15 protein-coding genes are annotated in these 12,717 nt (G+C 41.6%); 4 read left to right on the plus strand and 11 right to left on the minus strand.

Annotated elements, in window-relative coordinates:
• Window positions 1-22: 22 nt before the first annotated feature.
• The 4 genes from ACEQ1T_RS11390 to ACEQ1T_RS11405 form a co-directional block, all read right to left on the minus strand.
• Entirely contained in the window at window positions 23-889 is an 867-nt protein-coding gene (locus ACEQ1T_RS11390; RefSeq protein WP_370222984.1) for a PHP domain-containing protein, read from the minus strand.
• A gap of 428 nt (window positions 890-1,317) precedes the next feature.
• On the minus strand, window positions 1,318-1,497 hold the full coding sequence (locus tag ACEQ1T_RS11395) for a twin-arginine translocase TatA/TatE family subunit (protein ID WP_053435217.1): 180 nt from the start codon (window positions 1,495-1,497) through the stop codon (window positions 1,318-1,320).
• Between the two features lie 40 nt (window positions 1,498-1,537).
• Window positions 1,538-2,944: a metallophosphoesterase gene (locus tag ACEQ1T_RS11400; protein WP_370222985.1), complete on the minus strand. Its 1,407-nt coding sequence runs from the start codon at window positions 2,942-2,944 to the stop codon at window positions 1,538-1,540.
• A 78-nt stretch (window positions 2,945-3,022) separates the two neighbouring features.
• Window positions 3,023-4,225, minus strand: a complete 1,203-nt coding sequence (locus ACEQ1T_RS11405) for a metallophosphoesterase family protein (protein WP_370222987.1) — start codon at window positions 4,223-4,225, stop codon at window positions 3,023-3,025.
• 315 nt (window positions 4,226-4,540) lie between these two features.
• Between ACEQ1T_RS11405 and ACEQ1T_RS11410 the strand changes: the two genes are divergently transcribed.
• Window positions 4,541-5,332 (plus strand): DeoR/GlpR family DNA-binding transcription regulator, encoded by a 792-nt coding sequence (locus ACEQ1T_RS11410; RefSeq protein WP_370222988.1) that lies wholly within the window; start codon window positions 4,541-4,543, stop codon window positions 5,330-5,332.
• A 53-nt stretch (window positions 5,333-5,385) separates the two neighbouring features.
• On the opposite strand, the gene ACEQ1T_RS11415 is transcribed toward ACEQ1T_RS11410, so the two are convergent.
• Window positions 5,386-5,610 carry a hypothetical protein gene (locus ACEQ1T_RS11415; RefSeq protein ID WP_370222989.1) on the minus strand — a complete coding sequence of 75 codons (225 nt, stop codon included), beginning with the start codon at window positions 5,608-5,610 and terminating at the stop codon, window positions 5,386-5,388.
• 124 nt (window positions 5,611-5,734) lie between these two features.
• On the opposite strand from ACEQ1T_RS11415, the gene ACEQ1T_RS11420 reads away from it, so the two are divergent.
• A complete protein-coding gene (locus ACEQ1T_RS11420) occupies window positions 5,735-5,893 on the plus strand; it encodes a hypothetical protein (protein ID WP_370222990.1) in 159 nt (52 codons plus the stop codon).
• Window positions 5,894-5,942: 49 nt separating this feature from the next.
• Here the strand turns inward: ACEQ1T_RS11420 and ACEQ1T_RS11425 are convergent, their stop codons facing one another.
• Both ACEQ1T_RS11425 and ACEQ1T_RS11430 read right to left on the minus strand, forming a co-directional pair.
• Window positions 5,943-6,914, minus strand: a complete 972-nt coding sequence (locus tag ACEQ1T_RS11425; protein ID WP_370222992.1) for an HD domain-containing protein — start codon at window positions 6,912-6,914, stop codon at window positions 5,943-5,945.
• Between the two features lie 83 nt (window positions 6,915-6,997).
• The gene (locus ACEQ1T_RS11430; protein ID WP_370222993.1) at window positions 6,998-7,714 is read right to left on the minus strand and encodes a TIGR02206 family membrane protein; all 717 of its coding nucleotides are present in this window, start codon (window positions 7,712-7,714) and stop codon (window positions 6,998-7,000) included.
• A gap of 373 nt (window positions 7,715-8,087) precedes the next feature.
• On the opposite strand from ACEQ1T_RS11430, the gene ACEQ1T_RS11435 reads away from it, so the two are divergent.
• On the plus strand, window positions 8,088-8,372 hold the full coding sequence (locus tag ACEQ1T_RS11435) for a hypothetical protein (RefSeq protein WP_370222994.1): 285 nt from the start codon (window positions 8,088-8,090) through the stop codon (window positions 8,370-8,372).
• A gap of 131 nt (window positions 8,373-8,503) precedes the next feature.
• Here ACEQ1T_RS11435 and ACEQ1T_RS11440 read toward each other — a convergent pair whose 3' ends face one another.
• Window positions 8,504-9,346 (minus strand): STAS domain-containing protein, encoded by an 843-nt coding sequence (locus ACEQ1T_RS11440; RefSeq protein ID WP_370222996.1) that lies wholly within the window; start codon window positions 9,344-9,346, stop codon window positions 8,504-8,506.
• A gap of 438 nt (window positions 9,347-9,784) precedes the next feature.
• Here ACEQ1T_RS11440 and ACEQ1T_RS11445 point away from each other — a divergent pair, with 438 nt between their 5' ends.
• Window positions 9,785-10,522, plus strand: a complete 738-nt coding sequence (locus ACEQ1T_RS11445) for a YqcI/YcgG family protein (RefSeq protein ID WP_370223035.1) — start codon at window positions 9,785-9,787, stop codon at window positions 10,520-10,522.
• A gap of 22 nt (window positions 10,523-10,544) precedes the next feature.
• Here ACEQ1T_RS11445 and ACEQ1T_RS11450 read toward each other — a convergent pair whose 3' ends face one another.
• From ACEQ1T_RS11450 to ACEQ1T_RS11460, 3 genes are all read right to left on the minus strand, one after another.
• Entirely contained in the window at window positions 10,545-11,234 is a 690-nt protein-coding gene (locus tag ACEQ1T_RS11450) for a DUF421 domain-containing protein (RefSeq protein ID WP_206844657.1), read from the minus strand.
• A gap of 74 nt (window positions 11,235-11,308) precedes the next feature.
• Entirely contained in the window at window positions 11,309-12,130 is an 822-nt protein-coding gene (locus ACEQ1T_RS11455) for a manganese catalase family protein (RefSeq protein WP_370222997.1), read from the minus strand.
• 118 nt (window positions 12,131-12,248) lie between these two features.
• Window positions 12,249-12,629, minus strand: coding sequence for an isochorismatase family protein (locus ACEQ1T_RS11460; RefSeq protein ID WP_370223037.1), 381 nt, complete (start codon window positions 12,627-12,629; stop codon window positions 12,249-12,251).
• Window positions 12,630-12,717: the final 88 nt, after the last annotated feature.

Raw genomic sequence — 12,717 nt, forward strand, 5'->3', positions numbered from 1 at the left:
CACTCCTTTTTTAATGTGACCCCTATAAACGCTGGCTTTTCAATCTCTGCCGTCTCGCAGCCAGTTCATGCACTCTCTCCACCCCCGGAGACATGCTGCCCAGCACAACCGGTTTCTCACCGTAGGCACCATGAAAGTCGGAACCTCCAGTCATGGTTAATCCATATTGGATGGCCAGTTTCCTAGCCATTTCTTCATGCTGTCCGCTGTGAAGGGGGTGCCAGACTTCTATCCCCTGCAGGCCGGCTTCAACCAGCTCAGGCACCTTTTCAAAATTTCCGTATTGGCCAGGGTGGGCAAGGACGGGCACACCGCCTGCTTCAAGAATAGCCTCAACAGCAAGCCGCGCATCCACATATTCCATCGGGATAAAAGCAACTCCTGGCGATTCTCCATTTTGACCGCGGCTAAATAATTTTTTATAAAGGGATCCGTAAATGGAATCAGCATATCCAGCCTCTATAAGAGCTGCCATGATATGCTGCTTATAAACTCCGGTTCCTCCTTCAGAAAGCTCCAGACAGTGCTCCCATGTTATGCTGTACCCTGCTGAAATCAGCCTTTTAACCATTTCAAAAGAGAGCTTATGCCTCCGCTCAACAATCGGCTGGCACAGCGATTCAATTGCCTTATGCCCTGGTTCGATAAAATAGCCCAGAATGTGCACCCGGCGTCCCCTGTCAAAGTCAAAAGCAGAAATTTCAATACCGGGGATAACCTCCACTCCATACCTCTTTCCACGATCAATTGCTTCCTGCAGCCCTTTTGTCGTGTCGTGGTTCGTAATGGCCAAATGTGTAACCTCATTGGCAATGGCAAGATTCAATACCTCATCAATCGATAGCGGGCAATCAGAAACATTCGTATGGCAATGCAGCTCTGCTTTCATTTTCATTCCTCCTATTCATAGCCTTTTTTATTAGAATAACTTGGTGCCAAGCCAAATAGGTTAATGGGATGTAAATTTCTGTTAAGATTATGTAATTGTCATTTTGATTTTTCAGTTTGATAGAATTGCCTTATTAAAAGCCCGGCATTAAAGCAACTGACCGATATATTGGAAAAGTGACCGATATATCCTGAAAGTGACCGATATACGTAAAAATTTACCGATATACCGTGAAAGTGACCGATATATTCAATTTCTGGCCGATATACTTCCGAAAGTGACCGATTTCCCCATTTTTACTAGACTAGATGACGTAACAAACGCCTTTTTTTACAAAGAATATAAGAAAAAACAAGAAGACAGATATTTTTCAAAAAATCTTCACGAAATAGGGCCAACTCCAAAATAGTCGGCCCATTTCTGCTGTATTATTTAGTTTTGCTGCTGTCTTCCTGGTTCTCTGACAGCAATTCTTTTGTTGAACTTTTAAATTCCCTCAAAGTCGAGCCGAATGCCCGGCCAATTTCCGGCAGCTTCGATGGTCCGAAAATGATAAGTGCGATAACTAATACTAATATTAGTCCAGGTATACCTATATTTTGCAGCATGTTCATCCCTCCTGCAGAGTATTGTTACTAAACGTCATTATCAAACGGGATTTGCGGCAGCCATTGTCTTCGTCTTCCCTAAAGCTCTCAAAGGCTTCTTACATACATTCCCATAAGCATCCAGTGCATGCACCTCAATTTGATAGGCTGTATTTGCCTGTAACCCTTCAATTGTTAACGTTAACGGGTTTGGCACAGGATCTTTATAGAATTCCGAGAAAGCAAGAAATTCCTTCACGACTTTCTCTGAATTTGCATGTCTTGCCACTACCTTGTAGTCATGAACCAGCAGGTCATCCTTGGCTTGCGTAAACATAATGGCCATGCCAGTGGCTGATGTCATTTCATGATTAATGGAAAGCATCGCATCTTTTGTAAAAAAAGGCGCTTTCTTATCCCTGTCTTCTGTGTAAGAAAATTTCCGCTTATTTGCCGGATAGCTAAGTTCAAATGGCTCTCCTGTCCAATCATTCTGATGAATATCGCGGCGTCTGATCAGCACCTTATTATTATGCACCTCCACAATTAATGCCTGATTCAGGACATCTGCACCTTCAGGCACTTCCCCTTGAATTCTGCCGGCGTCCAGCCACAAATAGGCACCGGTTGAGGTTCCAATTGAAGTAAAATCCTTCTGGTGAATGATTCTCGGGTCATCAAGAGGATAGTGCGTATGTCCTGAAAATGAGATGACTTGCGGATATTCTTTTAAAGTGTTGTAAAAAAGGTCTCTATTTTGATTAAAGCCCCATTCACTTCCATAGACAGTCCCTTTAATCGGCTGATGGTGAAAGACAAAGATTGGCTTTTTCCAATCATCTTCATGCGCAATCTTCAGCTGCTCACCCAGCCAATTAATTTGTTCCACGGAAAAAGTGCCTTCTGTTAAACCATCTTCTGTTCCCAGAATGATAAAATGGTAGCCTTTGATTACCTTGTGATAGTAAATAGATTCCATGCCTGTTTTTTCTAGGAATCGCTTTTGGGCGTCTGCTACTGATAAGCCATTCCAATAGTCATGATTCCCTATGGCAAACATGGAAACGGCACCTGGCTGTTTGTGGACATTATAAGCTGACATAAACTTATCGTATTCGGATTCATATCCATAATCTGTTAAATCTCCCACAACCAAAAAAGCATCCTGCTTCGGAATAGCCTTATTTAGCTGTTCTAAAGTTGTTATAAACTTTTCAAGTGTTTTATTGCTGCTGTTATGGATATGAATGTCACTAATAACCGGAAATACTAAATCCGGACTATTGCCTCCAGAGTTCATGATCGAAGCAGAAGAGGCAGCACTTGCTGTAATTAAATTAAGAGAGTTAGCAAGAGATAATCCAATTGTTGCACTGGCAGCTAAGGTAGTTTTCTGCAAAAAAGCACGGCGATCCATTTCTTTAATAAATATATTTCCATCTTTTTGTCCAGTCCGATTATCTTTCATGATTTATAAACTCCTTCTCCCATTTTTCCAGACTCCTCTTAACACAGTCTCTTTTTAACACCAGAGGCCTGCTTTAGCCTATTTTTTCTCCAGCGGCAGCGGATCAATACTTTGGTCGTTGGCTGTTAAATCAATACCATAGTCTTTGGCAAAAACCATATGTGTATCGACCAAAACACCATCATGATTTTCATCTAAATTAAATACTCTCGCTCCCCGAAGTCTGTTTCTGTCGGGGCCTGAAAGACCGTAAGTGCCAAAACCGGTATTTCCGGCATATCCAAGCAGAATTCCATAGTAGTTTCCGCAATATGTATTAATATGGTCATGGCCGCAAAATACTCCTTTCACATCCCCTCTATCGAGCATGGCTGTAAACAAGCCGCTGTTTATTGGGCCGGGGCACTCATCTTCATTCCGCTCTCCATTAATTTGATGTCTTGCAGCAGCCAAATCATGCCCTGCCTGTGTACGGCCGTCCACACTGCCCCACCACATAAAACGGTGCTCCCATAGAGGAATATGAATGAATACAAGAGAAGGCACTTTATAGCCATAATGCTTTTCTATTGCTTTTGATCTTTCATAATACCAATTGACCTGATTAAATCGCAGCCAATCCCATGTTGGATAGCCCTTGAAATCCTGCCCGGCGATCGTTTGAGGGGCATATCTGCCGCTGTCCAAAAGCCAGAGATTAAATGCTGCCTTATTTCCTTTGGATTTTTTGATTAATAGATTCATATTTCCTGTTCCCGTAAGGCCTTTTTGTCCAGGTGTGTTCATATTATGCTTATATTTCATATAAAACTTGAGCATATCACTCTCATCCATGCCGCTCTTTGGAGTTGAGTCTTCATCATGGTTTCCAAACGTAGCCGCCCAGCGGATTCCCCTTTGCTCCATTGGCTGGACGACATTATTCATAGCCTGCTTCATTTCTAATTCTGTATCACAGCCGCCTGTTATATTGTCACCATTTAAAACAACAAAATCAGGCTTCTCAGAATCCAGCACTTTTTCCATCAGTTGTATGGTCCGCCTGTCGATCCGTTCATCATCCTGAGTATCATTGAATTGTACAACTTTAAATTTCCCATTGGAATTGAAGGAAAGCTTCGGTCCTTCCAGCTTTTCACTGATCTCTTCCGCTTGAACCCTGTTTTCGAATATGTCTCCAGGTAAACCTGCCGCTGCCATGGTTAAAGCTAGTGTCCCTGCTCCTCCCGCTTTAATAAATGCCCTTCTGTCCATTCCTTTGCTTTCATTTTCTTTCTTCATCAGCCTTACCTCCATGAATTGATAAAAAATTTCCCCTACGGTTAAAATCCTAGAGTAAATCTATTAAAGCAGTATTAATATCAATAGATTGTTTAGTAAAGAAAACAAAGGCAAAAAGATAAACAAAAAATGATTTTCTATTATTCATCGGTGATTAATAGGAAGGAAGAATGAAATTCGGGACTTTCCTCTCTTTGTATTCTTTTGTTTTCATTTCTGTTTTAAAACTTTTAAATAAATTAATATTTTTGACCTCAATTTTTAAAACTTCATCCCTATAATGATGCATAACATGAAAGACGGGGGTTGCCAACAATGAAAAAAGGGTTCGCTGCGGAAAGGCACAGTAGAATTATCAGGGAATTAGAAATAAAAAATAAAGTGAGTGTAGCGGAGCTCTCCAGAACATTAAGTGTAACGCCAGAAACGATCCGGAGTGACTTGAGACGGCTAGAGAAGAGAAACAAATTGCGGAGAATTCATGGAGGAGCGATATGCTATTTTGGCTTAGAAAAGGAGCAGCAGTTTAATAAAAGGATGGGCATAAGCCTTCCCATCAAAAAGAAAATTGGTGAAGCTGCCGCAAGCTTTATTTCCGATGGGGAAACTATCGTTTTGGATGTCGGCTCCACAACTCTTCATATTGCCGGTTCGATTGAAAATGTTGAAAATGTAACGATCGTAACCAATTCCCTGGCTGCTGCAGAAATATTAAATGCGCGTATGGAAAATAAACTGTTCAATGGCAGGGTCATTCTGATTGGCGGGACCGTGAATCCTCTGCAGCGCTCAACCTCAGGTTCACTAACTAATCAGATGCTGGAACACTTTTACTTTGACAAGGCCTTTATATCATGTGGAGGAATGAACCGCGATGGAATATGCGATTATACTATTGATGAAGCTGCCGCCTCTTCCATCATGATAAAAAGATCTAAACAGGTTTATGTGGCAGCCGATTCCTCAAAACTCAATCAGAGGGCATTTTTCCATGTCAGCCCTTTTTCGTCTATTGATTTTGTCATTACTGATGCGGATTTACCGTACGATTGGCCAGAGGAGGAAATTAAATTCAATGGGCTAAAATGGGTGAAAGTCTATACATAAAATTAAAACAGTACTCTCAGGCCACTGTTTATGCAGACTGACTGAGAGTTCTCTTAAAAGAGGCCTATGAAAGCAACTGCAAAGATTACAGTTAGAAGGATGATACTGACCAAAGACATCAATTTTGTATAACGAATGGCACCTTCCGATATCTCGGGCTCTTCCTTATACATCCACCGCTTTCCCCACAGCAGGCTTTCTTCCGGATCAACATAACTCCAGATCAGCACCCCGTATACAGGAATAAATAAGATAAACATCAATATGAAATCTGTCATCTTCTCAGCCCTCTCTATCATTTTACGTTTTAGCTGCCTTTTGGTTTCATCTCCTTCCGGATTGTTTATTTCCTTCTTAAACGGAAACATTAGTAACATACTGGAAAAAAGGGAGGCAAATGATATGAGCGAAAAAACTCCACAGGATGTAAACCGCATTCAGGAAGAAGCACAAAAACAGGATCGGGATGCTCAGAAAGCACAGGAAGTTGTTGAAGATGCCATTTCCAAAATGACACCGCAGCGGCAGTATGAAAAAGAAAAGGAACAGAATAAACGATAAAAAGAAAAAGCCTTATTCCTGTCCGCCAGCAGGGATAAGGCTTCATTTCTCATAAGACTTTTATATACACACCTTCTTTAGCTTTTTCATATGCTTTTTGTCCTCTGTTTTTAACCTCTTCTGACAGCTGTGATGCTCTGACCAGCTTGCTGTTAATCATTACGGAAGGGTCAATCAATCTCATTTTCCCTTTGAAGTGAATATCATAGTCTGACCTGTTTTCTTCTGTCCTGACCTTATGATCAATTTTTTCAAGCAGACGCTTCACTTCCAGATCCCCTGATTCCCTCATTTTCACTAATACCTCTTCATCATTGCCAAGCAGATCATCCAGATGAAGAAGTTTTTTTTCGAGAGATCTTTTTAGGACCTTTGCAAAAAAGTCATTGGCATAAATATTTAAGGGTTCCATGAAGAAATCAATGACTTCTTTATAATAAGTTTTTACAAACCACTCAGCAGCCCCAATTTCAGATAGGTACATCCTGCCATCAACAACTGTCAGATGCTGCAGAAAATGATGCGCTTCTTCTAATGAAATATAACCATAACGGTACATATCCCTTAACGTGTAGTCCACCCGGTCTGCACAAAGTTCAGGTGCGGGCTGCTCTAATAAAGTCCATTGTGAATCACCAAAAAGGATACCTTCAAAGTCAAGATGATGCCTTTTTAAAATGGCAGGGATCTCAGATTCAAGGACAACACGCTCAAAAATATGTTCATGATAATCTTCTTCTTCATTTTCCAAAGCCCCATCTATCACATGAGAAAAGGCAGTGTGAGAAACATCATGAAGCAAACCGGCAATTTGCTCTTCCACAGAACCGCCCATTTTCCTTAATAACAGCATCACGCCCAATGAATGTTCGTACCTCGTTACATTCCATTTCTCATTGACAAGATAGCCCGCGCCGCCCTGGTGTACACCTTTCAGCCTTTGCACCGGCCTGCTGTTGATTATTTCTTCTATTACTCTTTCAAGCTTGTATTCTCCGTAAAGCTCATCTACAGCCAGCATAAATCCTCCTGCTTTGATAAATATGTACTTACAATTATATATGTTTTAAAGAAAAAGCCCTAATCCCGGCAGGATTAAGGCTTTCATTTTCCGCGGACCCTGTTTTGTTCAGCTGCCTGCATGTAATGCATGGGTAAATAAGTAATAAAAAAGACAAGCAGTGCAGCAGCTTCAAGCGTTACATAGTACCAGACACCGTTCCCGAAAAACGACAGCAGGGTTTTAGTTTCTGTCGGGCTGGCCAAATAGAAGAAATTTGTTCCAAGCAGCCTATTTAAAAAGAAGACTGGCACCGCAATTACGTTGAGCGTTAAAAAGCCAGTCAGCACTGCTTTTTTAGGCACTCTGTATCCTTCAAACAAAATAAAATATAATACGGCGAGCGGAATTGCAGAATGATGAAGAAAGTATTTGATGTAGCGGTAATGAGGAAATTGGTAAAGCATATCAGGTGTCACCATGCTTAAAATTGGAGGAATTGCACCAATAAAATACAGCAGCCAGAAAGCCTTTTTATTAGGCTTCAAAAACAGGTAAAGAGCAATGAAAGTGCTCAAAGAGCATAACTGGAGAGGCAGATCTGCCACATCCCACTGATGTGTCAGAACCAGCCATATATGATGCGTTACTTCACAAGCCAGCAGTGCACCAAACAGCGACCATTTAATAATTTTCTGATAGGCCCTTAACGCCTGCCTGTAATACACCAGCCACCAGGCGGTAAAAAAGAAAAGAATCAGTGTAACAAGGTGCATAAGCGAAAACATTTCAAATCCCTGCATACCCGTTACCGAAAACATGATGTCATCACCCCTCAATATGCATTGAAGTGCTGTTTGATTCATTGTATTCACGGCGAGGAAAATTAACACGGTTATTATGCGGAAAACCAGATTTTATGCCAGCATAAAAGGAAAATTATGTTAACATTATAGTTAAAAGGGTTAGGGGGAAAGAAATGAATTTTAAGTCTCCTCTTTTTATCATTTCATTGCCATACTTGGTTTAACATTTTTCCTCTGGTTAGCCGGATTCTTCGGAATCTGGATACATGGAATAAAGGATATATCAGATGATGAGAATATTTTTGCTCAAGCATATCCTGTTGAAGGGAATTACACTGTCAAAATAAACTTAAACAATTTGGATAAAAATGAGGGTAGGATTATCTATGTGGAAGGAAACAATAAGATTTACGTTTCAGAGGTATTTATCGACACAAAGTCAAATTATCAGGTGATTTTCCGCTCCAGTGGTAACTATAATTTCAGCAGTGCGACTCTGGTTTCCGGAATTGAACACGACAGACATAATAATGGATATACAGATACACTGCAGGCAAAAGCAACAGCATCCTGTCAGGGTAAAACAATTGATCTATTTCCCGCTGGCTCGGCCCCTTTAAAATACAAGGATGGGGATGAAATTCAGTTTCTATTTATACTCTTCAGAGATTGATTTGGAAAGTGAAGAGACTGTTGAAATTTCTCTTTCTAATCTCTATATAAATTTTTGGGCTCGAAAACCCAATCTATAAAATCAAAAAAGCAGAGTAAATTCAATTTGAATTCCTCTGCTTTATTTCATGCTCATCCATGCAGTTCTTCAAAAGCCTGATACAAATTGGCTTTCACCTGAATACCATTCAGCTTAATGCCCAGCGTGACTATCGTCTGAGCCACTTCCGGACGGATTCCTGTAATGATCGTTTTTACCCCAATCAGAGAGAGTGCTTCAATTACTTTAAACAGCTGATCTGCCACCATTGTATCAACAATCATCACGCCTGAAATGTCTAAAATTAAATGCGACAGCTTAAGATTCGCAGATTGTTTTAACGTTTCTTCCATCAGAAGCTGCGCTCTCTCTGTATCAATGTTGCCAATTAGCGGGAGGATGCCAACTCCTTTTGAAAGCGGAACAACCGGGACAGATAACTCAAGGAAGGCCTGCTTTGCATTTTCGAGTGTTACCTGATGGTATTTGACATAAGACATGCTGAAGCAATGGATAGAATGATCCAGCAGGGGATCTATCAAATAGATAACTTTAAAAACCTCTGCTGCCGGCATCTCATGCTCCAACATGGCCTTCTCTAATGTTTTCCAGATATGTCTCCTGTAATAACCCGCATCCTTTAAAGCTTCATCCAAAGGGATTCCAAGCTTAAAGAAATATTCCCCTGTTTCCTTGCACCATTTTTCTATCTTTTCCATCGTTTTATCTTTATTCTCATGATTCAGCAATGCTTCACCGAACAATTCAATAAACTCAGCACGAATTCGAATGATCTGAGCTTCCATTTGGTCAGCCTGCATTCTCTCCAATTCCGTCATCTCCACACCGTTCATTCGATCCCTATGCAGATTTTCCGCCATAATATCTTTCTCTCTTAAAATCTGTTCCCCTAAAAGACGTATTTGATTACTCATGTTCTCCCCCTAAAGTACTTAAATTTTTATCCTTTATGTATATTTCCGCTCCATCCTAAACACATCTCTTTACCCGTGCGCGTTTTGGAATAAACCTTGAATTTAAAATTAATTTGAGAATTTTTAGCCCGCGGCCTTATCGGCGTTATTCTCTCTGATTAACTGCCATTTCTTAATTGGATACTAGTTTTTCCCTACCTTTTTCCGTCGTCATGATCCGGCATGACTACTATTTTCCCGTTACTCCATCCCTTTTCATCGCCATGCACCCGCCACGCCTGCCAAACTCCAGCCCACTCCTATTTCTCGTCGCTATCCCCCGCCAAACTCACAACGCCTCCTACCGTCACCATCTCTGTCCGCCCATTTTCCCCATGGACACTCACCTGTCTTATCCCATTTTGAATATAGTGTAGAAGTCAAAAGGGGGTGACTAACATCAATAGTCTATTTACTGCGAACTCCTCCGGCATGCACAGTTTAGAAGATTGGCAGCAGATTGCTTTTGATAGATTTCTGACAAAGATGACGGATAAAGAGAGGCCTTTCCCCTGCATACCTGCAACTATCGGGTTTGCAAAAAATCAGCTGCGATACGGATTTGCGGACGACCCAAGGGATCCGGCCTCCATTCAGCAAACCGCAGCCCTGCTGAAGGAATTCTCTGTACATTCAAGAGAATTCGGAAGCTACACTTCGCTGATCATTTTTTACAAAAAAAGGGATTATTTGAGTTTGGAGGAATATGAGCAGCTTTTTTGGGAGCAGCTTACAGGGTTATCTGAGATGGATAATGCTGAGTGGCCAAACGAAATCCCAAAAGACCCGCATGATCCACTTTGGGAATTTTGCTTTCACGGAGAAAAGTACTTTGTCTATTGTGCCACCCCTGCGCATAAAAATCGGCAGAGCCGGCATTTTGATACGATGATGCTCGCCATCACACCGAGGTGGGTTCTGCAGGAGTTTATGAAAAAGAAAACATTAGCATCCCGGCTTAAAAATCAAATCCGCAAACGGCTGCAAAAATATGATAGTATCGCCATCCACCCTGATCTGAACAGTTATGGCACCGATGACAATTTCGAATGGAAACAATATTTTCTTCGCGACGATAACACCACGATCTCGAAATGCCCTTTTCATCGTCTGCTTGAAATCACAAAGAACAAATAGGAGGACAAAGCCGCTTTGTTCTCTATTTGTTTTTTCGATCAATATAAAGAGTGCCATCCCGCTGTACCTGGGCAAAAAACACATTCTCAACTGATTGGATATTTGCTTTTTGCAGTTCTCTGTCAAGCCAGTTTTTGTCTAAATGTAATTTAGATAGATTCCCTGGATTGATCTTTCCATCAGAAATGACTTCTGTTGGTAAAGGAAATAGATCCTTTTTTGGACTCATAATATTTAGATCATTTTTCGTAACAGGCTGTTTACTTTCTTTTTTCAAAACGGACAGGTCTCCGTTTGTCTCCAGGATTGCGTAATCGACATCGGTAAGCGAAAAAATGTCCTTTTGCCTCAATAACGCCTGTAGCTCATCAAGGTCCACCCTCGATATTTTAAGTGCCCCTTCCATTATCTTGCCAGCTTTTATAACTATTAATGGCTCACCTGTTGTGACTGTCCTTCCCTGTTTCGATTTAAGGTCGATCATGTCCATTGCGATGGTGAAAAGCGTCCAAACGAACAGTGCAATTACTCCATCTTTAATGCGGGTACTCTCATTCACTGCTAGGTTTCCTGCGATAGACCCGATTCCAATAGCTGAAGCCCAGTTGAAAAAGGTCATTTGCCCAATTTCCTTCCGTCCCATCAGTCTGGCTAATAAGAAAAGTACTAAAAACGAGATAGTTACACGAAGGATCGTCTCATTAACTGGCATAGTAAAGCCACTCACCTTTCAAGATAGACATGTTTATAAGAAAGAAGCCCCCAGTCTCCCGGGAGCAACTCGCATTATTTTACAGGAGGCGTACCATGAATATAGCCTGGTGCAGGTTCAAGTACAGGTGCTTGTCCAGTTGCTACTGGCTTAGCTTCGTATTTGAATTCCCCTAATCCATCCATGGAAGGACCGTTTGCCCACCGCCCCATCTGGCTTTCTGTACCTTCAGAACAGCTCATGAAAGTATAAGCCACATCCGATTTTTCATATTCTCTGTTAAATGTGCTTGGGACCACTAATCCTTCTTTCTCCTCCAGCTCAGCGATAGCTGCTGCCCACTGATTCTGGTGATAAGAATCACGGGCAATCAGGAATGAAAGCATATCCCTGACACCAGGGTCATCCGTCATTTCATATAACCTGACGACCTGCAGGCGTCCTTGTGATTCTGCATTCAAATTCGCTCTGAAATCTGCCAAAAGATTTCCGCTTGAAATGATATAACGGGCAGTCCATGGGAATCCCACTGCATCGTTAGGACTTGCGCCAAGACCGTTTACGATAGCGTGCTGTACGTTCATGCCGCCCATCACACTTGCAACAATCGGATCCTTTGCAGCTTCCTCCTGCTCCTCCACTGGCGCTTTATCCAGAAGCTGGGCAATCATGGTTGCGAGCATTTCTACGTGAGCTATTTCTTCTGTACCGATATCCATCAGCATATCACGGTACTTCTGCTCCCCCCTGCAGTTCCATCCCTGAAAAAGATACTGCATCATAACGGATATTTCACCAAATTGTCCGCCCAATACCTCTTGAAGCTTTTTGGCATAGACAGGATCAGGCTTGCTTGGCTTTGCTCTATATTGTAATTCCTTTACGTGAAAGAACATGTAACAGACACCTCCATATTTTTTAAAAACATACATAGTTAGTGTCTCTATACTGATCTTTTATATGCTTTTGAATATCTTTAAGTTAACTGGCATATCACTTCATCGGACGTCACAATCACTGCAAACTCATTATGCCAAGCAGCCAGCTCCAATTCTTGTACCGTCTCCGGTGGATGGACTGTCCCCTATGATCTGTGATTTCAAAAGCGGCAATCGAATCCGAAACGAAATGGGTAACAAATCCAAGATTTCCGCGCATTCTGGATGTAGTTGACACACAATCCTGTGATGACAGGCCGGTGATGACAACAGACTTGATCCCGCTCTGTCGATGGTGGATCTCAAGCTCGGTGCCTATGAATGCACTGGTCACATTCTTTGCAAAAACCTTTTCCCCTTCTTTAGGAGCCAATAGATCTTTGATTGAAATTCCATGCTCACTTTTATGATAAAGAGTGACTCTGGGTGGAGAGACAAATGCTTTGAATAGAAAAATAGGCCAATTCCGTTTCCTCCATTCGTCAGAAGGCGGAACACATTGTTTTCAGCCTGGAAATTGTTTCGCTTCCCCCCAATTAGGGGCG

The sequence above is a fragment of the Cytobacillus sp. genome (assembly GCF_964223445.1).
Lineage (GTDB): Bacteria > Bacillota > Bacilli > Bacillales > Cytobacillaceae > Cytobacillus.